The sequence below is a fragment of the Klebsiella sp. CN_Kp106 genome (genome assembly GCF_040064575.1).
GTDB lineage: Bacteria > Pseudomonadota > Gammaproteobacteria > Enterobacterales > Enterobacteriaceae > Klebsiella > Klebsiella michiganensis.
This window is the reverse complement of the sequence record NZ_JBEAIG010000047.1, coordinates 73,203-93,956: the sequence shown is the minus strand read 5'-3', so window position 1 is coordinate 93,956 and position 20,754 is coordinate 73,203. Positions and strand designations below refer to the sequence as shown.

Sequence of the window (20,754 nt, the reverse complement as noted above, 5' to 3'; positions counted from 1 at the left end):
GAAAGCGAGAATGACCCGGCGTGGATGCCGGGTCAGGGGAAGAGATTTACAGCACCATCCGAACGATTTCAATATTGCCCAGCTCTTCGTAGAGGGTTTCTACCTGCTCAATATGGGTTGCATTGATGGTAATAGAGACAGAGTGGTAGTTGCCTTTGCTGCTGGGTTTTACCGTCGGAGAGTAATCACCTGGTGCATGGCGCTGTACCACTTCAACCACCTGGTCAACCAGCTCCGGCAACGCCTGTCCCATTACTTTGTAAGTAAATGGTGTAGGGAATTCAAGCAGTTCGTTAAGTTTGGTTTTCATGTCAGCTCCGGTGTTACAACAAAAAATAATAACTCCCACGACGTGTGGGAGTTATCAGGATACCTAGTATATGGGGATGTAAATCACACTTTCAAGTGGTCGATTTTTAACCAAACCAGTGATGGAACATTAATTTAATGTAATCAATGATTTTACCGAAGAAATTGCCTTCCGGGATTTCCTGCAGTACGACCAGCGGGCGCTGATCGATCGTTTTGCCATCCAGCTGGAAGTTAATGGTGCCTACCACCTGATTTTTCTGCAGCGGCGCGTGCAGCTCAGCGTTATTCAGCACGTAGCTGGCTTTCAGATCTTTCATGCGACCGCGCGGGATAGTCAGATAAACATCTTTATCCACGCCGAGCGAGGCGCGATCGGTATCGCCAAACCAGGCGGGCTCAGAAGCGAACTCTTTACCGGCTTTAATCGGATTAACGGTTTCAAAGAAGCGGAAGCCCCAGGTCAGCAGCTTTTTGCTTTCAGACTCGCGGCCTTTGTAGGTGCGGCCGCCCATCACGGCGGAGATCAGGCGCATCTGGCCTTCGGTTGCCGACGCCACGAGGTTATAGCCCGCTTTGTCAGTATGGCCGGTTTTAATCCCGTCGACGTTCAGGCTGTTATCCCACAGCAGCCCGTTGCGGTTGAGCTGACGAATACCGTTGAAGGTAAACTCTTTTTCTTTATAGATGGTGTATTCATTCGGGACATCGCGGATCAGCGCCTGGCCGATAAGCGCCATGTCGCGCGCGGAGCTGAACTGACCATCGGCATCCAGGCCGTGTACGGTCTGGAAGTGGGTGTTTTTCAGACCAAGGGCGTTAACGTAGTTGTTCATCAGGCTGACGAAGGCATCCTGGCTGCCGGCGACGTAGTCGGCCATCGCCACGCAGGCGTCGTTGCCGGACTGCAGGTTGATGCCGCGGATCAGCTGCGAAACCGGCACTTGCATACCCGGTTTAAGGAACATCAGCGAGGAGCCTTTAAAGACCGGGTTGCCGGTCGCCCACGCGTCGTTACCCACGGTGACCAGATCGGACTCTTTAAACTTGCCCGCTTTCATGGCCTGACCAATCACGTAGCTGGTCATCATTTTGGTCAGGCTCGCCGGGTCGCGGCGGGAGTCGGCGTTGTTTTCTGCCAGGACTTTGCCTGAGTTGTAATCGATAAGAATCCAGGATTCGGCGTCAATCTGCGGGGCGCCTGGGATCATCGTTTTGATATTCAGGTCATCGGCGCGGGCAGCGGAGGACAGCGCTGCCACGGAGAGCGCCGTAACGAGTAAGCGAGCGGTAAAAGAGGTCTTCATGGTCTGAACAACGGCATCCGTGATGGAGTTAAAAAAAGTGCCTTACTATAACAAACGCACTACGAACCAGCATCCGACATTGCGCACGACTTTGTTAATGACTTTGTCATGCGCAACGAGCAGGGGAGGCGGGTGCGATGCCTTTAGTTGGCGCGAGTAATAAATGACTGCAGCTGAGCTTCGCTTTGCAGACGCTGTTGAATCGTGCTGGCCTGCGCTTTGCTGCTGAATGGGCCGAGCTGAATACGCCATACCGCGCCGTTTTGCGTGACGCGGCCCGGGACGGAAAATTGCTGACTCAGACGCTGCTGGTACTGCTGCGCGCGGGCCTGGTCGCTGACGGCGCCGACCTGTACGACGAAATTGCCGCTGGCGCTGGCCGCTGCGGCAGGCGCTACGGCAGCGGTGGCGGCCACGGCGGGCGCAACGCTGCCTTGTACTGAACCCGGGGCGGTAACTGGCGCGCTTTGAACGACAGGCTCGCTGCCTTCCAGCACGCCATTATTCAGCGGCGTCGGGGCGCCGAGGAAACCGCCGCTGTTGACCGGCGCGCCGGTGGCGTCTTCCGGCTTCAGCGTTGAATTACTGATGGCGTGCACGTCAGTTTGCGCGGGTTGACTCATTGCCGCGCCGCTGTCGCCGTCAAGATTCGGGCGGGCGGGCAGCGCGTAGGTCTGTTTGGCTACGGTGGTACAGGCCATACCCGGACCGGAAAGCGAGCCGTCCGGTGCGACGACGATCGGGTCGATGCGCACTTTGGTATTGTTCGAGGTATTCAGACGATCGGCTGAGGCGCGGGACAGTGAAATCACGCGATCGTTACCGTAAGGCCCGCGATCGTTGATGCGCACGACGATCATGCGGCCGTTCGCCAGGTTGGTGATCCGCGCGTAGCTTGGGATCGGCAGCGTAGGATGGGCCGCGGTAAGCTGCGTGGGATCGAACGCTTCTCCCGATGCGGTCAGATTGCTGTTAGGCTCGGCGTCGTAGATGGCTGCGAAGCCTGCCTGGGTGAAGTTAGACGGATCCTGGACGATTTTGTAGCTTTTGCCGTCGCGTTCATAATCCTGATTCGCCGTGGCGTTAGGCGTTTCGTACTGCGGATCGGCGCCGCTAATCTCCACCGTTGGGCCATTGCAAACGGCCGGCTGTGGAGTGCTGACCGTTTTCTGTTGAACGTCTTCACTCGAACATGCCGCCAGCAGCCCTGCTGCTATGCAGATCCCCAGCCATTGCTTACGCATCGCGAACCCCTTACACGCTTTTCGACAACATTTTTCTGTGAGTATGGATCGACATGACGATACCAAACCCGGCCATCAATACGATTAGGGCAGAGCCCCCGTAGCTGACCAGCGGCAAAGGTACCCCCACCACCGGTAAAATACCACTTACCATACCAATATTTACGAAGACATAAACGAATAAAATCAACATTAAACCACCGGCCATCACCCGGCCAAAGGTGGTTTGCGCCTGGGCGGCAATCCACAACCCGCGCATAATCAGCAGAATATAGAGCGCCAGCAGAATCAGCACGCCGATCAGCCCCAGCTCTTCCGCCAGGACGGCAAAGATAAAGTCGGTATGGCGCTCAGGCAGAAACTCCAGCTGCGACTGGGTTCCGTGTAGCCAGCCTTTTCCGCGCAGTCCGCCGGAGCCGATGGCGATTTTTGACTGAATAATGTGGTAACCCGCGCCGAGCGGATCGGTTTCCGGGTCGAGCAGCATCATTACGCGCTGGCGCTGATAATCATGCATCAGGAAGAACCAGAGGATGGGAATAAAGGCGGCGACCAGCACCACGGCAATACCAATCAGACGCCAGCTCAGGCCAGACAGAAAGAGGACAAACAGACCGGACAGGGCGACCAGAATCGAGGTCCCGAGGTCAGGCTGCGCGGCGACCAGCAGCGTAGGCAGGAAAATCAGCACCAGCGCGATAGCGGTATTTTTCAGCGATGGCGGGCAAACGTCGCGGTTGATAAAGCGCGCCACCATCAGCGGTACGGCTATTTTGGCGATTTCCGACGGCTGGAAACGGACGATGCCGAGATCCAGCCAGCGCTGCGCCCCTTTGGAGATGGCGCCGAAGGCGTCAACCGCCACCAGCAGGATAATACAGAAGATATAGAGATAGGGCGCCCAGCCTTCATAGACCCGCGGCGGGATTTGCGCCATGACGATCATGATAACAATCCCCATGGCGATCTGGCCGATTTTGCGCTCCATCATGCCCATGTCCTGACCGCTGGCGCTCCAGATCACCAGCGCGCTGTAGGTCAGCAGCGCCAGCAGGATAAGCAGCATGGTGGGGTCGAGGTGGATTTTATCCCATAGCGATTTTTTATTCGGATTATCAGTCATTATTGATCCTCCCCAGCCGTTACCGCCGGGTTTTCACTCGGCAGATTGGTGTTATTATCACCCAGCATTATATGATCGAGAATCTGACGCATAATGGTACCGACTGCCGGACCTGCGCCACCGTTCTCAAGAATAATCGCCACGGCAACCTGGGGGTTGTTGTAAGGGGCAAACGCCGTCATCAGTTTATGGTCACGCAGGCGTTCAGCGATTCTGTGCGCGTTATAGGTTTCATTGGCTTTCAGGCCGAAGACCTGAGCGGTACCCGATTTGGCCGCAATTTTATACGGCGCGCTGGCGAAGTATTTATGCGCGGTACCGTTGCCGCGGTTGGCTACGCCAAACATCCCGTCTTTGGCGATTTCCCAAAAACCGGAGTGAATATCGCCGACCGGCGGTTCATGCGGCTGAACCCACGGCACCGGTTTGCCGTCCTCCACCGTGCTCTGCAGCAGGTGCGGTACTTTAACCACGCCGTCGTTAATCAGGATCATCAGCGCCTTGTTCATCTGGATAGGCGTCGCTGTCCAGTAGCCCTGTCCGATGCCGACCGGGATAGTATCGCCCTGGTACCACGGTTTCTTGAAGCGCTTGAGCTTCCATTCGCGGGTCGGCATATTGCCGGAGCGCTCTTCCGCCAGGTCAACGCCGGTATAGTGGCCATAGCCGAATTTGCCCATCCACTCCGACAGGCGATCGATGCCCATGTCGTAGGCGACCTGGTAGAAGTAGGTGTCGGCCGACTCCTCCAGCGCTTTGGTGACGTTCAGATGGCCGTGGCCCCACTTTTTCCAGTCGCGGTAGCGTTTATCCGAGCCGGGAAGCTGCCACCAGCCGGGGTCAAACAGGCTGGTGTTGCGGGTAATAACCCCGGCGCTGAGCGCCGAGACGGCCACGTATGGCTTAACCGTCGACGCCGGTGGGTAAACGCCCTGAGTCGCGCGGTTAACCAGCGGCGTATTGGGATCGTTGAGGAGTCCGGAGTAGTCTTTGCTGGAAATACCGTCAACGAACAGGTTGGGATCGTAGCTTGGCGTCGAGACCAGCGCGAGGATTGCGCCAGTGCGCGGGTCGGTGACTACGACCGCCGCGCGGCTGCCGGCCAGCAGCGTTTCAATGTACTGCTGTAGCTTCAGGTCGAGCGTTAAATAGATATCGCGCCCGGCCTGCGGCGGGACCTCTTTCAGCTGGCGAATCACGCGGCCACGGTTGTTCACTTCAACCTCTTCATAGCCGGTTTGCCCGTGCAGGACATCTTCGTAATAGCGCTCGATGCCCAGCTTGCCGATATCGTGCGTGGAGGCGTAGTTAGCCAGCTTCCCCTCTTTATCCAGGCGATCGACGTCTTTATCGTTAATTTTAGAGACGTAGCCGATAACGTGGGTCAGGGCGGAGTTATAGGGATAGTAGCGGCGCTTATAGCCTTTGACTTCCACGCCGGGAAAACGGTACTGGTTCACTGCGAAACGGGCGACCTGCACTTCGCTGAGGTTAACTTTCACCGGAATAGAGGTAAAGCGGTGCGAGCGGGCGCGCTCTTTTTTAAAGTTCGCCACATCGTCATCGGTGAGGTCGATAACATCGCGCAGCGCATCCAGCGTTTGCTGAACGTTGTCGACCTTCTCCGGCATCATCTCCAGCTGGTAAATCGTACGGTTGAGCGCCAGCGGCGTGCCGTTGCGATCGTAGATAATGCCGCGGCTCGGCGGAATCGGGACCAGCTTGATGCGGTTTTCGTTTGAACGCGTTTGATAGTCGGTGTAACGCACAATTTGCACGTTATAAAGGTTGGCGATCAGTACGCCGGTAAGCAGCAAAATCCCCAAAAAAGCGACCAGCGCCCGGCGCACGAACAGCGAGGATTCAGCCGTATAGTCGCGGAAAGAATTCTGTAATTTCATTCGCTGCTTAGTCTACCCTGGTCATCATTACTCACGGTGGTAAGGGTGGTTGGTGGTAATGCTCCACGCCCGATACAGACTCTCGGCCACCAGTACGCGGACCAGCGGGTGAGGTAGGGTGAGCGTTGAGAGCGACCAACTTTGTTCCGCCGCCGCTTTGCAGGCGGGTGAAAGGCCTTCCGGGCCGCCGATAAGCAGGCTAACGTCGCGGCCATCCTGTTTCCAGCGTTCCAGTTCGCGCGCCAGCTGCGGCGTATCCCAAGGTTTCCCCGGAATATCCAGGGTGACGATGCGGTTTTTGCCTGCAGCCGCCAGCATCATTTCACCTTCTTTTTCGAGAATGCGCTTGATGTCGGCGTTTTTGCCGCGTTTACCGGCGGGAATTTCCACCAGTTCGAACGGCATATCCTTTGGAAAACGGCGCAGATATTCGCTAAAGCCGGTCTGAACCCAGTCCGGCATTTTGGTGCCAACGGCTACCAGGTGCAGCTTCACGCGCTAACTCCAGAGTTTTTCCAGCTCGTACAGACGACGGCTCTCTTCCTGCATAACGTGAACCATAACGTCGCCGAGATCGACCACGATCCAGTCCGCGGCGGCTTCGCCTTCAACGCCCAGCGGCAGCATCCCGGCGGCGCGAGACTCCTGCACAACGTGGTCGGCAATGGACATAACATGGCGCGTGGAAGTGCCTGTGCAGATAACCATGCAATCTGTAATGCTGGATTTGCCATGAACGTCAATGGCTACGATGTCCTGACCTTTCAGGTCATCAATTTTGTCGATAACAAAATCCTGGAGTGCTTTACCCTGCAAGAGTTCCCCCTGGGTGTGTGAAGAGTGATAACAATAAACAGCCTGACAGTATACCCGAACTGTTGGCAAAGTCGGGATAAATGTCGATAAACGGGCGGTGAAGGCGGCTATCATCCCATCCATCGCCGATGATTGCATCGCCATTTTTGTAAAACAATTTCTGCAAAGTTCAAATGGCGGATGCAGCCTGGCTGCGGAGAATAACAGCCTGCTTTGCACTGTCAATGGTCTGCGCGCAATTCTTCTTCCGCCAGCCAAACGGCCCGGCTATTTAGTACGCGCAGCGTGGTGAAATCAGGCTGGAGATCGACAAGGCTCCACGCGCCATGCTCGATGGGGAAGTGCCACATCGCCGAATCCGGCATGTTCAGAAGTTGCGCGACTAAGAGGCTAAGCACGCCCTGATGACCGACGATAAGCAGATGGTCAAGTTCCCGAAACTGAGAGAGGGTGACGGTAAAGCCGCGGACGCGTTCGGCAAACGCCTGGAAGCCCTCCCCGTTGGTGGGCGCCGCGTGCTGCCAGTCGGCGCACCATGCGGCGTAGTTTTCGGCATCTTCCTGCTGTAAATCGCGGTGGTGGCGCATTTCCCAGTCGCCGAAGAACATTTCATTGAGCGCGGCGAAGGACTGGCGGGGGACGTCACGGTCGCCCAGCAGGAGGCTGGCCGTGCGCTGGGTGCGCTCAAGCTCACTGCAAAACGCGCGCTGAAACGGGACGGCCCTCAGCCGCTTTCCCAGCGTTTGCGCTTGTTTGATTCCGCGCTCGGTTAACGCAGTGGGCGCGTGCCCGCTATAGAGGCCCGCGACGTTGGCCTCGGTTTCGCCATGACGAACTAACCATAACTTCATGATGACCCTCTCGAAAGGAGTCTATGAGACTATCCTTGTGGCAAGGCTAGCAGTAGAGCTTCTGCTCATGGATATAGTCGAGTACGGTTTCCGGCAGCATGTCCGCGCAGGATTCGCCGGATTCAAGACGCTGGCGAATCAGGGTGGCTGAGATATCAAACCACGGCGTTTCGGCCAGGTAGATAACGCCCGCCGGGCTGCTATGCATCCGCTCTACGTCATGAGTGAGATGTTTGTCCAGCCACTGCTGATCCTGCTCGCACGCCATGGTCAGCGGATAGCCCGGGCGCCGGCAAACGATCAGATGCACGTTATCAAGAATGCTTTCATAGTCGTGCCAGGTGGTAAAGGTGAGCAGCGAATCCTGGCCAATAATAAACGCCAGCGACCGTTTTGGCCCTTGCTCCTGGCGCCACTCGCGCAGGGTTTGCGCGGAGTATGACGGCGTGTCGCGCTTGAGTTCGCGATCGTCGAGGATAAACAGCGGCTTATCCGCGATGGCCAGCTCCAGCATATGCCTGCGTTGGTCGCTGGTGGCTTCGGGCTGCGGGCGGTGCGGCGGCACGTTGTTGGGCACGATGGTGACTTGATTAAGGCCAATCTGGTTGGCCAGAATTTCCACCGGTTTAAGGTGACCATAATGCACCGGATCGAAGGTGCCGCCGTACATTGCCAGTAACTGAGTCATATCAACCATCAATAAAAACGTCTGCCAGCGCTTTATGGCAGAGCAATAAAGAGAGACTTTCCAGCTCGGGCCATACGGAGTGCCCGTAATCCTGCTTGAAGGTGAGTTCGGCACGGGTCAGCAACGTGACGGCCTGGCGCAGCTGGTCGGCGCTGAGGCGGGCCAGCGCATCGCTAACCAGCTGGCGGCGGTTCTGCCACACGCGATGTTTGTCAAACAGCGAACGCAGCGGCGTATGGGCCGACTGCCGCTTCAGGTTGACCAGCAGCAGCAGCTCGCGCTGTAGGGTGCGCAGCAGGATAGCGGGCTCGCTGCCTTCCAGACGCAGCTGTTGCAGAACGTGGAGTACGCGCTTACTTTTCCCGGCCAGCAGCGCATCAACCCAGTGATAGGGGGTGAAATGCGCGGCATCATTCACCGCCTGCTCAACCCGCGGCAGCGTCAGTTTACCGTCCGGCCACAGCAGCGACAGACGCTCCAGAGCCTGCGCCAGCGCCAGAAGATTACCTTCATAGCAGTAGCACAGCAGCTGACTGGCCGCGTCATCAAGCTGCAGATTATTCTGCTTTGCGCGCGCGGCGAGCCAGCGCGGCAGCTGGGCATATTCCGGCGTCTGGCAGCTTACCTGCACCGCCCGGCTGGTCAGCGCCGTCATCCATGCGGCGTTCTCCTGCGCTTTCGTCAGCTTATTACCGCGAACGATGAGCAATAAATCTTCATGCAGCATGCCGACAAGCGTCGCGAGCTGTTCGTTAATTGCCGCATTAGGGCCATTATCGGGCAGGATGAGCAGCAGCGTCTGGCGGCTGGAAAACAGGCTCATGGCCTGGCTTAACGAGAACAGGGCAGGCCAGTCGGTACTGGCATCAACGGTGGCGGTGTGATGTTCGATAAAGCCTTGGGCGGCCGCGGCTTCGCGGATGGCGTCCTGGCTTTCCTGCAACAGCAGCGGATCGTTGCCAAGCAGCAGATAGGCCGCGCGCAGCCCTTCAGTGAGCTGCGCGCGGAGCTGTTCCGGGTACAACCGAATCATCAGTTACCCAGCGTGGTGGAGACGCGATTGCCGGAGGTTGAAGCGGCTGGGGTCGTCGTGACCGGCTTCTCATCCTCTTTGGTGGCTTCGACATCCGCAACGTGTACGCTCGGCAGCTTACGGATCAGCTGCTCCGCGGCTTTGTCGTACATTTCCTGAACGATCATGTCCTGCTCGGCATCTTTCGCTAACGCCGCCTGCGGGTTATCGAAGAACGAGCGGTAGACTTTGGTCGTGATGGGATAGATATCATGGCCTGGGATCAGGACGCTGGCATTTACCGTCATCACCATCTGATATTCCGCAGTACGGCCGTCCTGGAAAATAGATGCTGTATCTTTCTGAATGGACGATGTCTCCAGACGCAGGGAAGGAATATCCTTGCGCAGGGTACTGCTATCGACCAGTTCAACGCCGTTCAGACGCAGCTGATTACGGACAGCACGACTTAATGGTCCATTGGGATCGCCCGACTGGAAGATCATGGTTTTCATTGCGGTCGGAACCTGCGTAGTGCTACGCAGGTGCCAGCCGCAACCGGCGGTGATTAACACCGCCAAAGATAACAACAATGTTGCCAGATATCGCACGCTTCCTCCTGCGCTTAGCCAACGACCAGATTGAGCAGTTTACCCGGAACGTAGATCACTTTACGTACGGTCACACCGTCGAGATATTTCGCGACCAGATGCTCCTGACCCGCGCGCTCACGAACCTGCTCTTCAGTTGCATCCACCGCAACGGTAATTTTACCACGAACTTTACCATTTACCTGGACCACGACCAGAGTCGTGTCTTCAACCATTGCGCTTTCATCAGCGACCGGCCACGGCGTGTTGTCAATATCGCCTTCGCCGCCCAGCTCCTGCCACAGGGTAAAGCTGGCGTGCGGGGTGAACGGATTGAGCATGCGAACCACGGCCAGCAGGGCCTCACGCATCAGCGCGCGATCCTGATCGTTTTCCTGCGGCGCTTTCGCCAGCTTGTTCATCAGCTCCATAATCGCCGCAATCGCGGTGTTGAAGGTCTGACGACGGCCGATGTCATCGGTCACTTTCGCGATGGTTTTGTGCACGTCGCGGCGCAGCGCTTTTTGATCTTCGCTGAGGCTGGCAACGTCCAGCGCAGGGGCTTCACCCAGGGTAGTGTGTTCGTAAACCAGTTTCCAGACGCGTTTCAGGAAGCGGTTCGCACCTTCCACGCCGGATTCCTGCCACTCCAGCGTCATGTCGGCCGGAGAAGCGAACATCATAAACAGGCGCACGGTGTCCGCGCCGTAGCGTTCCACCATCTCCTGCGGGTCGATGCCGTTGTTTTTCGACTTGGACATCTTGCTCATGCCGGTATAGACCAGCTCGCGACCCTGCGGATCGAAGGCTTTAACGATACGTCCTTTCTCGTCGCGCTCGGTGGTCGCCTCTTTCGGAGAGACCCAGTTACGCTCGCCGTTTTCGCCAACATAGTAGAAGGCATCTGCCAGCACCATGCCCTGGCAAAGCAGCTGTTTAGCCGGTTCGTCAGAGTTCACCATGCCCGCGTCGCGCATCAGCTTGTGGAAGAAGCGGAAATAGAGCAGGTGCATAATGGCGTGTTCGATACCGCCGATATAGATATCGACCGGCAGCCAGTAGTTGGCCGCTTCGGGGTCGAGCATACCCTGGTCATACTGCGGGCAGGTGTAGCGCGCGTAGTACCAGGAAGACTCCATAAAGGTGTCAAACGTATCGGTTTCGCGCAGTGCCGGCTGGCCGTTAACGGTGGTTTTCGCCCACTCAGGATCGGCTTTGATTGGGCTGGTGATGCCGTCCATCACAACGTCTTCCGGCAGAATAACCGGCAGCTGATCTTCCGGCGTCGGCATCACGGTACCGTCTTCAAGGGTCACCATTGGGATCGGCGCACCCCAGTAGCGCTGACGGGAAACGCCCCAGTCGCGCAGGCGGTAGTTCACTTTACGTTCGCCGACGCCAAGAGACGCGAGCTTATCCGCGATGGCATTAAAGCCAGCTTCGTGATCCAGACCGTCGAATTCGCCGGAGTTGAACAGCACGCCTTTTTCGGTCAGCGCCTGTTCGGAGAGATCGGGTTCGGAGCCATCAGCGGCCAGGATGACCGGCTTGATGTTGAGACCGTACTTGCTGGCAAACTCGTAGTCGCGCTGATCGTGACCCGGAACGGCCATCACCGCGCCGGTGCCGTACTCCATCAGCACAAAGTTTGCCGCCCATACCGGGATCGCTTCGCCGGTCAGCGGGTGAATCGCTTTGTAGCCAGTATCGACGCCTTTTTTCTCCATGGTTGCCATTTCGGCTTCGGCAACTTTGGTATTACGGCATTCGTCGATAAACGTCGCCAGCGCGGAGTTATTGGCTGCTGCCTGCTGCGCCAGCGGGTGACCCGCAGCGACGGCCAGGTAGGTACAGCCCATAAAGGTGTCCGGGCGGGTGGTATAAACGGTCAGCTTGTCGGCGTAGTCGTTAACGTCGAAGGAGATTTCGACGCCTTCGGAGCGGCCAATCCAGTTGCGCTGCATGGTTTTAACGGTATCAGGCCAGTGATCCAGGTTATCCAGATCGTTCAGCAGCTCGTCAGCGTAGGCGGTGATTTTGATAAACCACTGCGGGATCTCTTTACGCTCAACTTTTGTGTCGCAGCGCCAGCAGCAGCCGTCGATAACCTGTTCATTCGCCAGAACGGTCTGATCGTTCGGGCACCAGTTTACCGCGGAGGTTTTTTTATAGACCAGCCCCTTTTTATACAGCTCGGTGAAGAACTTCTGCTCCCAGCGGTAGTATTCCGGGGTGCAGGTTGCCACTTCACGGCTCCAGTCATAGCCGAAGCCCAGCTTTTTCAGCTGGTTTTTCATGTAGGCGATATTGTCGTAGGTCCACGGGGCCGGAGCGGTGTTGTTTTTCACCGCGGCGCCTTCCGCAGGCAGACCAAACGCATCCCAGCCGATAGGCTGCAGAACATTTTTGCCCAACATACGCTGGTAACGGGAAATCACGTCGCCGATGGTATAGTTGCGCACGTGGCCCATGTGTAGTCGACCAGAAGGATAGGGAAGCATCGACAGGCAGTAATACTTCTCTTTGCTCTCGTCTTCGGTAACTTCAAAGGTACGCTTCTCGTCCCAGTGTTGCTGGACTTTTGATTCTATCTCTTCCGGGCGGTATTGCTCTTGCATGGCAGCCAGTGGTCCTGTTTTCAATACAGCTACAAAATGTAGCCAATGGATGTGTTATTTCAGATCGGCATAGCATAGCCCAAACGCCAACGTCAAAACAGCCTTTCACACACTTACAGAGATGAAAGCGGTGGAGAATATTTCGCGACTCTGTGGCTTGGCTGGCAGAGCAATCCGCAGATAACGTCTATCATAAGAAGAAGTTAACCACACCGGAGGCGAAAAGATGAACAAGGTTGCTCAATTCTACCGAGAGCTGGTGTCGACGCTCAGCGAGCGGTTACGCAATGGAGAACGCGATATTGATGCGCTGGTGGAGCAGGCCAGGGTCAAGATTAGCCAGTCCGGCGAGTTAACGCAGAGCGAAATCGAGAATGTTATCCGCGCTGTCAGACGCGATCTGGAAGAGTTCGCGCTCAGTTATGAAGAGAGTCAGGATGAGCTGACTGATAGCGTCTTTATGCGGGTGATCAAAGAGAGCCTGTGGCAGGAGCTGGCGGATATTACCGATAAAACTCAGCTTGAGTGGCGCGAGGTGTTCCAGGATCTCAGCCACCACGGCGTCTATCACAGCGGCGAAGTCGTGGGGCTCGGCAATCTGGTGTGTGAGAAGTGCCATTACCATCTGCCGGTTTATACGCCGGATGTGCTACCGCGTTGTCCAAAATGCGGGCACGATCAGTTCCAGCGCCGGCCATTCGAGCCGTAAATACGGGAGAGATATTTGCGGAGCCTTTACACTGGCGTTAAGCCAGCCCGAGGGCCAATATAAAGCGCGTTAATATATTGGCCTTCCTTTTAAAGGGCAGGCTAACCCTTCATCTGTATGCGTAAAAATGCTGGTGCCGAAGCACCAGCATTAACTTTCTTTTAAAAAAAGACGCGCATTTTCAATGATAACTTCATGTTAATTGATGGTGTTAATGGTCGCGCTCTTAAACTGCTGAGTGCCGCCCATTTCACTGGCGTATTTATGTGAGGAATTTAAAACCAGATTAGTCGTGGAAATCGTGCCTTTGCCACAGGTTGCCCACCCCAGGAAACCGCAGCGGTATCCTCCGTTAACCACTTTATTAACTGACATGGTTAAAGTGCCGCCAGCTCCTATGTGAGAACGGTTAGTAATATTACCGTGATTCCGTGTATCCAGCGTCATATTTGATGAGCTTAAAATTTCGCCTTCATTATAAAGCTCATGATAGGTTTTAACGCCAACATTATCCTGACCAACAATAGCCCCATAGTTGTGGGTGACAGAGTTATCAATAGCTATCGTATCGGCCCCCATATAACCTTCATTTTTAAGCCAGTAGCTTTTTGTCGTCAGCGTATCAGTCGCTTCCATAAAGCTACCTTTGGTTAACGCCAGAGTACCATCGGTTTTTACGGTCACGTTGCCGCCGGAGGTGGTACCAGAATTGGTAATTTCCCCGGATGTTATCTGGTCATTTATTTTCGCCTGAACCAGCAGAGTATCGTAGCCAAAAATATTGCCAGTGACTTTAAGCGTGTCTCCTCCGAAGGTGACCGTTGTGTTTTTACCTCTGGTCGAGCCTCCGTTTTCAATGTTACCGGCGGCGGTGACTGTCAACTGATTATCTGAAAGTAAATTGGAACCATATGTCGTTTTCAGGTTACCGTTAGTCATTACGCTCAATGTGGAGGCCGCTTTGAATTTACCCGTGTTTTCGATATTTCCGGATGCGTTGACTAATAAATTTCCTGTGCTGGAAATGGTTCCACTATTGCTTATCGAACTGAGGCTATTCAGTAAGGCGATATTATTCGAGGATATATTTCCCGTATTTTTAAAATTGCCTGCAGAGAGTACCTGAGTCATCATACCATTACTGGCGATAGAGCCTTCGTTGGTGAGTGAGCCAAAGCTGGTCAAAGAGAGGCTGGTGTTAGCAACAATAGCGCCTTTATTTCGAACGCCAAAACCTAAATTATTGCCAACCATTGTAATACTATTGGCTTTGATGCCGCCAAGATTACTAATGTCGATACTATATTCAGGGTAAACATACTGCCGTGCCGTTGCCGCTTTGCCCGCTGAGGTTATCGCGCCAGAGCCGTTATCAAAGGTGAAGTTTCCTGCGGCCACTATCGCGTTCGTAGCATTAACCGTACCGTTAATGGCTATCGCATCGGCGAGCAGAACCGCATAGCTATTACTGGCATCCATTCCATTCTTGTCGATGGACAGTTTACCCCCGGTAACGTCATAACTGGCGATAGCGCCAGTATCAGAGAATGTTACCTTTCCTGTCGTTAAAATCGCCTTATTGGTGTTGATGAAACTACATCCTGAGCAGGAAATACCATTGGGGTTAGCAATAACCACATCAGCTCGCTGACCCGCAACTTCAATAAATCCATTCAGTGAGCTTGCACGGTTTGAGGTAACTTCGTTAAGAATAACAGAAGCACTACCATTAGTCAGATTGTTATTTTTAGCGATATTCCCCAACGTCGCATGGGAGAGATCGCTGGGGCTATTGTTCAGAACAACACCCTTACTATCAACATTAAACTCACGATACATATTATGTGAGACGCCGGCGGCATTGGGTTTTTCAATATCAATGACTTTGGCGCCTGATAAATGGGTGTAAGTTGTCGGGTCGGCATAAACAAAGCTTGAGCTCAATGCTGCTGCTAGCGCAACATAGGTTAAATTGAATTTAAACATTTAATAGAGTCCTTTAGAAATAAATGAGGTTAACTGATGCGTTGAAAAACTGATTTTAATACCTCCATTGTAATGAAAATCCCAGGTTTGCAGGGTCTGTATGAAAACCGTTTGGCTTTATCAGTGGGGTTCCGATGAATAAATCATACTGAGTTGAAATTATGCTTCCGCGTATTCCCACCGTGGCGCCAGACATGACTTTGCCATTTCCGTACTGCTCTGTTCCTGTAATGCGTCCAACGTCTATGCCTAAGTACAGCTGTCGTTCCGGGGCGGGCATATCCCAGATGAAATCATTGCGCCAGTACCAGCCTTGATTTCCTGAAAGGGTTCTTTCACCGTCAAAACCTCGTACCGTCCAACGATTGCCTATATTAAATTGATTGTCTGCGGATAAGATATCGGGGCTAATTTGTATATTAATATGCGGAGCATAGCTGAATTTATCCCCCGTTGATTCAAACTTCATTAAGGCTTGAAGGTCGGCATGAATAATGCGCGAAAGCTTACTGTACAGACCGGCTTTTTCCTCCGGAGTTGGCATTGAACTGAGCCAGGGAAGGCTACGCTGTACGCCCAGGCTGGCATCTACGATTGTATGGGTAAAATATCGCTGATGATGTGCCGTAATATCCCAGGCAGGATTCTGTTTGCGCATAACGCTCAGTTCGCTGCCACCAAAATAATAATGTGAGGTACTTTTTGCTATTCGCGCATCAATGGTTGTTTTTTGCTGGCGAGTGTGCGAAATTAGACGCGTTAAGGTTGCGCTGGCATAATCATTTTTGCTTTTATATTCAATGGTGGAGTATCTGCCATTGAACTGCTGACGATATTCACTTTGTGAACCGTAAAGATTGAGTGACCAAAATCCAAAGGGAATAGAATAATAGAGGCTTTTATTCTGGTTGCCATCGTTATGTTGATTAAACTCGACATCGCCCCCCATGGATAAATAGAAAATGTCATTTAGCGTCGTCAGGTCATAAAGATAAAGCGCGCCACCGGCCTGGTAACGCCCGCTGCTACGGCTTCCTGCATCATCCAGCCATGCGCCTACTTGCCAGTTTCGTGCCAGATGCCGGGAGATTTGGATATCGCTTTCCGCATGGTTCTTACCCGGCATGATTTTCATCTGCGCCGATGAGCCGGGTAAACGCTGCAGGTTAGCCATCCCCTGTTCCAGTTCGGTTAGCTTCAGAATATCCCCTGTTTTAGCCGGTATGGCATTCCACAGGCTGGTTGTCGCGCTATTGCCGGAAGCCCAGCTAATATTGCCGATATAGCCATAGCTCAACGTGATGCTCAGAATGCCATCATTCAGGGATTGTGAAGGTACATCAATAAGCGAAGTGATATATCCCCGGGCAATGAGTTCATTTTGCAAGGTTGTGGTGAGTAGACGTATGCCTTCAATACCCAGGCACTTTTTTTCTGCCTGGCGAGCGATATTACCTAGCAGACCGCGGGTCAACTTGTGGTCAGCGGAAATAATTTCAACATGGTTGATATATCGGCAGGTTGCTTCAAGTGGAAAGGCGAGTTTATATTTTTGCGATCCTGTACCTGATGCCGAATATTCCTGCTGTGCTGGTGCCAATGCGCTTTGACGTGCCTTATCCTGTTCCACCTGATTGGTATTGCTAATCGATACATTCGCCAATGTCGATGCGGTTAACAGAATATAAAGAGAAAGGGAGGTTATGAGACTTTTATTATTCACGAAGCAATATCCATTTGTTTCACTCGTCCGTTATAGCCTTGTCAAGAATGTTTAGCGTTAACTGAGTAGGGTTAACGAAGCCGGGTTCTCAATCTTAAGAATCTTAATTTTCTAAAATCAAAAAAATCCGCTGCCGGCGCTCAGCGTTGTTGTCAAATTCGCGCCATGTTATCTATGACAGATTATGTAATCCACGATGTAAAGAGTGAATTTTTGTTGAATTGAGCGTTTCAGGTCGTGAATTATTTGGTGTGAGGCTGGATATATTTATGACGCGTATTTGAGAGCGGCAAAGCTATTGCCATAACTATGGAGAGAGACAGGAGCGGGAAGAGATAAAAGGCGTGTACGGTACCGTACACGCCGGAAGATTAGTGCAGAATTTTGGCGAGGAAGTCTTTGGCGCGTTCAGATTGCGGGTTAGCAAAAAACGCTTCTTTATCGGCGTCTTCGACAATTTTTCCTTCATCCATAAAGATAACCCGGTTGGCTACCTTACGCGCAAAGCCCATTTCATGGGTGACCACCATCATGGTCATCCCTTCATTTGCCAGTTCAACCATAACGTCCAGCACTTCGTTAATCATCTCCGGATCCAGCGCGGAGGTGGGTTCATCAAACAGCATGGCGATAGGATCCATACACAGCGCGCGGGCGATGGCCACGCGCTGCTGTTGGCCGCCCGAGAGCTGGGCGGGGAATTTTTCGGCATGAGCGGAAAGCCCCACGCGTTCCAGCAGCTTAAGCCCTTTCGCCCGGGAGGCGGCTTTGTCGCGATTGAGCACCTTGACCTGCGCCAGGGTGAGGTTCTCGATAATCGATAAATGCGGGAACAGCTCAAAGTGCTGGAATACCATCCCGACGCGCGAGCGCAGTTTGGCCAGGTTGGTCTTTTTATCGTTGACGGTGGTGCCGTCGACGATGATTTGACCTTGCTGAATGGGCTCCAGGCCGTTTACGGTTTTAATCAGCGTTGATTTACCCGAACCCGAAGGCCCGCAGACCACCACCACTTCGCCTTTTTTCACTTCCGTGGAGCAATCGGTCAGCACCTGAAAGTGACCATACCATTTTGAAACATTTTTCAGGGTAATCATTACACAGTCCTTTTCTTCAACCAGCTGACCAACAGCGATGCGCTGAGACTAAACACAAAATATACGGCGCCTGCGAACAGGATCATCTCTACCTGGGTTCCATCACGCTCGCCGATAGTTGAGGCGGTGCGGAAAAAGTCGGCCAGGCTCAGAACATAAACCAGCGAGGTATCCTGGAACAGGACGATGCCCTGCGTCAGCAGCAGCGGTACCATGGCGCGGAAGGCCTGCGGCAGAATCACCAGCTTCATGGATTGCCAGTGGGTCATACCCAGCGCCAGCGCGGCGCTGGACTGGCCGCGCGAGATACTCTGAATGCCGGCACGGATAATTTCCGAGTAATAGGCCGCTTCAAACATGGAGAAGGCGATCATCGCCGAAATCAGGCGGATATCGGTTTTCGGCGACAGGCCAAGCACGTTCTGCAGGAACCCGGGAACAATCAGATAAAACCACAGCAGTACCATCACCAGCGGAATGGAGCGGAAAACGTTAACGTAGGTTTTGGCGAACCACGCCAGCGGCAGGAAGCTCGACAGGCGCATCACGGCCAGGATCGTCCCCCACACAATTCCGACAACAATCGCGGTCACGGTAATTTTTAAGGTAATCACCAGCCCTGCCAGCAGGTATGGCATGGAAGGAATAATGGAGCTCCAGTCAAAATCGTACATTATTTACCCCCCATATTGCCCGGCAGGCGGACTTTACGTTCGACCACGTACATGATCAGCATAATAACGGCGTTGATAAACACGTAGGCGAGGGTGATAGCGGTAAACGATTCCCAGGCATGGGCCGAGTAGTCCAGCAGCTTGCCCGCCTGCGCGGCCATATCGGCAAGACCAATGGTGGAAGCGATGGCCGAGTTTTTCACCAGGTTCATCATTTCAGAGGTCATTGGCGGCACGATAACGCGATAGGCGTTGGGCAGCAGAACGTAACGGTAAGTTTGCGGGAGCGTTAGCCCCATCGCCAGCCCGGCGTTTTTCTGGCCGCGCGGCAGGGATTGAATACCGGAACGAACCTGCTCGCAGACGCGCGCGGCGGTAAACAATCCCAGACACAGCATCGAAGAAACGAAAAACTGAATATTCGGATCCAGCTCGGACTTAAACCACATGCCGATGTTTTCCGGCAGCAGTTCAGGCACCACCAGATACCAGGTGAAAAATTGAACGATAAGCGGAACGTTACGAAAAAGTTCAACGTAGCAGGTGCCGATAGTCGACAGCAGACGGTTCGGGACCGTACGGAGAATACCGAAGAGCGAACCTACAAAGAATGCGATAATCCAGGCCGTTACCGACAGGGTGACGGTGATCTGAAAACCACTCCACAGCCAGCCTAAATAGGTGGTGTTGCCGAACGGGGCCTGTTGCAGGAATATTCCCCAGTTCCAGTCTATTGACATAAATGACTCCTGGAAAAAAAAGGGTAGCAGCGCTACCCTCGAAGATTGTTGCTCAGCCTGTTTCGGTATTCGCGGCCGCTGGGGAACGACCAGCCGCCGTATAGTCTGTCCGCGCCGTAGCAACAATCGGGAGGGCAGGATTCCCCGCCCTTTGTTTTTTTAATTAGTTAAGAGCTTTATCGTTAGGTGATTTGAACAGCGCTTTCATCTCGTCAGAGAGTTCAAAGTTCATATTCAGGTTCTTTGGCGGAATAGGATTTTTAAACCACTTATCGAACCATTTTTCGGCTTCACCGGAGGTCTGAACCTGGGCGACCGTCTCATCGACCAGCGTTTTGAACTGCGGGTCATCTTTGCGCAGCATGCAGCCGTAGGCTTCCTGAGACTGAGCGGTACCGACAATCTCCCAGTTATCCGGTTTTTTCGCTTTCGCACGTTCGCCCGCCAGCAGCGCGTCATCCATCATAAAGGCCACCGCGCGACCGCTTTCCAGAGTACGGAAAGAGTCACCGTGATCTTTTGCGCTGATAATACGCATATTCATTTTTTTCTCGTCGTTCAGCTTGTGCAGCAGAATTTCGGAGGTGGTGCCGGAGGTGACGACGACGGCTTTATCCTTCAGGTCCGGGAAATCTTTAATCGCGCCGCCTTTTTTCACCAGCAGACGGGTACCGACGACGAAAATCGTATCGGAGAAGGCCGCCTGTTTCTGGCGTTCAAGGTTGTTGGTGGTGGAGCCGCATTCGAAATCATACGTGCCGTTTTGCAGCAGCGGAATACGGTTTTGTGAGGTGACAGGGATCAGTTTGACCTGCAGATCCGGTTTGTTCAGCTTCTTCTTGATGGCATCAACGATCGCATTCGAGTAGTCCTGAGAGTAGCCAACGACCTGCTGCTTGTTGTCATAGTAAGAGAACGGAACGGATGATTCACGGTGACCAACGACGATAACGCCGTTTTTGGCAATTTTATCCAGAGTGCTCTGGCCAGCGGTGGATGCCGCATCTTCTGCATGCGCCACCCCAGCGGTGAGGCCCATGACCAGCATTGCTGCGGCCAGTTTACGTAATTGCATATCCGACTCCTTATCCTCAGCGCCGTCAGACGCTATTGATACCCATTGTGAATGTGTGTGCTTTTTTATCGCTGCCGTCTTTGCGTGCAGCATTTGTATGTGTTTGTTAGCATTTAGTTTGGCTTAATGTAAAGATTTTGCTCTTATATTGTTGATTTTTGCGAAGCGCACCGCACCATTTAAAGGCAAAAATCCCCCATTGCACCAAAATAGCGCCGCCTGACGATCGATGGTGGTGCAACCGGGTTGTACCCCCGAGGATCGCGTTGCGACATGTATTTATTAAGCAAT

At 53.7% G+C, this 20,754-nt stretch carries 19 protein-coding genes; 1 reads left to right on the top strand and 18 read right to left on the bottom strand.

The window, feature by feature from the left end; translation table 11 throughout:
* Positions 1-46: 46 nt before the first annotated feature.
* The 12 genes from ybeD to leuS form a co-directional block, all read right to left on the bottom strand.
* Positions 47-310 (bottom strand): DUF493 family protein YbeD, encoded by a 264-nt coding sequence (ybeD, locus tag ABLU96_RS13995; protein WP_004100153.1) that lies wholly within the window; start codon positions 308-310, stop codon positions 47-49.
* 106 nt (positions 311-416) lie between these two features.
* Positions 417-1,616, bottom strand: a complete 1,200-nt coding sequence (gene dacA, locus ABLU96_RS13990; RefSeq protein ID WP_014228398.1) for a D-alanyl-D-alanine carboxypeptidase DacA — start codon at positions 1,614-1,616, stop codon at positions 417-419.
* A gap of 143 nt (positions 1,617-1,759) precedes the next feature.
* Complete coding sequence (gene rlpA, locus ABLU96_RS13985; RefSeq protein ID WP_049084008.1) at positions 1,760-2,860, bottom strand: endolytic peptidoglycan transglycosylase RlpA; 1,101 nt, start codon at positions 2,858-2,860, stop codon at positions 1,760-1,762.
* Between the two features lie 10 nt (positions 2,861-2,870).
* On the bottom strand, positions 2,871-3,983 hold the full coding sequence (gene mrdB / locus ABLU96_RS13980; RefSeq protein WP_004100156.1) for a peptidoglycan glycosyltransferase MrdB: 1,113 nt from the start codon (positions 3,981-3,983) through the stop codon (positions 2,871-2,873).
* Positions 3,983-5,884 (bottom strand): peptidoglycan DD-transpeptidase MrdA, encoded by a 1,902-nt coding sequence (gene mrdA / locus ABLU96_RS13975; protein ID WP_004130417.1) that lies wholly within the window; start codon positions 5,882-5,884, stop codon positions 3,983-3,985. Before mrdA ends, mrdB begins: the two co-directional genes overlap by 1 nt.
* Positions 5,885-5,911: 27 nt before the next feature.
* Positions 5,912-6,379, bottom strand: coding sequence for a 23S rRNA (pseudouridine(1915)-N(3))-methyltransferase RlmH (gene rlmH / locus ABLU96_RS13970; protein ID WP_004100160.1), 468 nt, complete (start codon positions 6,377-6,379; stop codon positions 5,912-5,914).
* Between the two features lie 3 nt (positions 6,380-6,382).
* Positions 6,383-6,700 (bottom strand): ribosome silencing factor, encoded by a 318-nt coding sequence (rsfS, locus tag ABLU96_RS13965; protein ID WP_004100162.1) that lies wholly within the window; start codon positions 6,698-6,700, stop codon positions 6,383-6,385.
* A 221-nt stretch (positions 6,701-6,921) separates the two neighbouring features.
* Complete coding sequence (locus ABLU96_RS13960) at positions 6,922-7,551, bottom strand: adenosylcobalamin/alpha-ribazole phosphatase (protein ID WP_025106398.1); 630 nt, start codon at positions 7,549-7,551, stop codon at positions 6,922-6,924.
* A 46-nt stretch (positions 7,552-7,597) separates the two neighbouring features.
* Positions 7,598-8,248, bottom strand: coding sequence for a nicotinate-nucleotide adenylyltransferase (nadD, locus tag ABLU96_RS13955; protein WP_004848799.1), 651 nt, complete (start codon positions 8,246-8,248; stop codon positions 7,598-7,600).
* Positions 8,241-9,272, bottom strand: a complete 1,032-nt coding sequence (holA, locus tag ABLU96_RS13950) for a DNA polymerase III subunit delta (protein WP_049084012.1) — start codon at positions 9,270-9,272, stop codon at positions 8,241-8,243. The genes nadD and holA overlap by 8 nt, the downstream gene beginning before the upstream one ends.
* Positions 9,272-9,862, bottom strand: coding sequence for an LPS assembly lipoprotein LptE (lptE, locus tag ABLU96_RS13945; RefSeq protein WP_004130425.1), 591 nt, complete (start codon positions 9,860-9,862; stop codon positions 9,272-9,274). Before lptE ends, holA begins: the two co-directional genes overlap by 1 nt.
* Before the next feature lie 14 nt (positions 9,863-9,876).
* Positions 9,877-12,459, bottom strand: a complete 2,583-nt coding sequence (gene leuS, locus ABLU96_RS13940) for a leucine--tRNA ligase (protein ID WP_025106396.1) — start codon at positions 12,457-12,459, stop codon at positions 9,877-9,879.
* A 226-nt stretch (positions 12,460-12,685) separates the two neighbouring features.
* Here leuS and ABLU96_RS13935 point away from each other — a divergent pair, with 226 nt between their 5' ends.
* Positions 12,686-13,168 (top strand): zinc ribbon-containing protein, encoded by a 483-nt coding sequence (locus tag ABLU96_RS13935; RefSeq protein ID WP_014228404.1) that lies wholly within the window; start codon positions 12,686-12,688, stop codon positions 13,166-13,168.
* A 198-nt stretch (positions 13,169-13,366) separates the two neighbouring features.
* Here ABLU96_RS13935 and ABLU96_RS13930 read toward each other — a convergent pair whose 3' ends face one another.
* The 6 genes from ABLU96_RS13930 to ABLU96_RS13905 all read right to left on the bottom strand — a co-directional run bounded on the left by ABLU96_RS13930 (position 13,367) and on the right by ABLU96_RS13905 (position 20,463).
* Positions 13,367-15,154 carry a filamentous hemagglutinin N-terminal domain-containing protein gene (locus tag ABLU96_RS13930; RefSeq protein ID WP_064404760.1) on the bottom strand — a complete coding sequence of 596 codons (1,788 nt, stop codon included), beginning with the start codon at positions 15,152-15,154 and terminating at the stop codon, positions 13,367-13,369.
* 55 nt (positions 15,155-15,209) lie between these two features.
* A complete protein-coding gene (locus tag ABLU96_RS13925) occupies positions 15,210-16,838 on the bottom strand; it encodes a ShlB/FhaC/HecB family hemolysin secretion/activation protein (RefSeq protein WP_224226544.1) in 1,629 nt (542 codons plus the stop codon).
* Between the two features lie 410 nt (positions 16,839-17,248).
* Positions 17,249-17,974: an amino acid ABC transporter ATP-binding protein gene (locus tag ABLU96_RS13920; protein WP_004848813.1), complete on the bottom strand. Its 726-nt coding sequence runs from the start codon at positions 17,972-17,974 to the stop codon at positions 17,249-17,251.
* Complete coding sequence (gene gltK / locus ABLU96_RS13915) at positions 17,974-18,648, bottom strand: glutamate/aspartate ABC transporter permease GltK (RefSeq protein ID WP_004848815.1); 675 nt, start codon at positions 18,646-18,648, stop codon at positions 17,974-17,976. Before gltK ends, ABLU96_RS13920 begins: the two co-directional genes overlap by 1 nt.
* On the bottom strand, positions 18,648-19,388 hold the full coding sequence (locus ABLU96_RS13910) for an amino acid ABC transporter permease (protein WP_014837812.1): 741 nt from the start codon (positions 19,386-19,388) through the stop codon (positions 18,648-18,650). Before ABLU96_RS13910 ends, gltK begins: the two co-directional genes overlap by 1 nt.
* Positions 19,389-19,551: 163 nt before the next feature.
* Positions 19,552-20,463, bottom strand: coding sequence for an amino acid ABC transporter substrate-binding protein (locus ABLU96_RS13905; RefSeq protein ID WP_004848819.1), 912 nt, complete (start codon positions 20,461-20,463; stop codon positions 19,552-19,554).
* Positions 20,464-20,754 lie beyond the last annotated feature (291 nt).

Excerpts from the sequence above, each read along its gene's own strand:
- ybeD (WP_004100153.1), bottom strand. The coding sequence starts at position 310 with ATGAAAACCAAACTTAACGAACTGCTTGAATTCCCTACACCATTTACT.
- ABLU96_RS13920 (WP_004848813.1), bottom strand. The coding sequence starts at position 17,974 with ATGATTACCCTGAAAAATGTTTCAAAATGGTATGGTCACTTTCAGGTG.
- ABLU96_RS13930 (WP_064404760.1), bottom strand. The coding sequence starts at position 15,154 with ATGTTTAAATTCAATTTAACCTATGTTGCGCTAGCAGCAGCATTGAGC.
- dacA (WP_014228398.1), bottom strand. The coding sequence starts at position 1,616 with ATGAAGACCTCTTTTACCGCTCGCTTACTCGTTACGGCGCTCTCCGTG.
- leuS (WP_025106396.1), bottom strand. The coding sequence starts at position 12,459 with ATGCAAGAGCAATACCGCCCGGAAGAGATAGAATCAAAAGTCCAGCAA.
- mrdB (WP_004100156.1), bottom strand. The coding sequence starts at position 3,983 with ATGACTGATAATCCGAATAAAAAATCGCTATGGGATAAAATCCACCTC.
- gltK (WP_004848815.1), bottom strand. The coding sequence starts at position 18,648 with ATGTACGATTTTGACTGGAGCTCCATTATTCCTTCCATGCCATACCTG.
- ABLU96_RS13905 (WP_004848819.1), bottom strand. The coding sequence starts at position 20,463 with ATGCAATTACGTAAACTGGCCGCAGCAATGCTGGTCATGGGCCTCACC.
- holA (WP_049084012.1), bottom strand. The coding sequence starts at position 9,272 with ATGATTCGGTTGTACCCGGAACAGCTCCGCGCGCAGCTCACTGAAGGG.
- nadD (WP_004848799.1), bottom strand. The coding sequence starts at position 8,248 with ATGGTTGATATGACTCAGTTACTGGCAATGTACGGCGGCACCTTCGAT.
- mrdA (WP_004130417.1), bottom strand. The coding sequence starts at position 5,884 with ATGAAATTACAGAATTCTTTCCGCGACTATACGGCTGAATCCTCGCTG.
- rlpA (WP_049084008.1), bottom strand. The coding sequence starts at position 2,860 with ATGCGTAAGCAATGGCTGGGGATCTGCATAGCAGCAGGGCTGCTGGCG.
- ABLU96_RS13935 (WP_014228404.1), top strand. The coding sequence starts at position 12,686 with ATGAACAAGGTTGCTCAATTCTACCGAGAGCTGGTGTCGACGCTCAGC.
- ABLU96_RS13960 (WP_025106398.1), bottom strand. The coding sequence starts at position 7,551 with ATGAAGTTATGGTTAGTTCGTCATGGCGAAACCGAGGCCAACGTCGCG.
- ABLU96_RS13910 (WP_014837812.1), bottom strand. The coding sequence starts at position 19,388 with ATGTCAATAGACTGGAACTGGGGAATATTCCTGCAACAGGCCCCGTTC.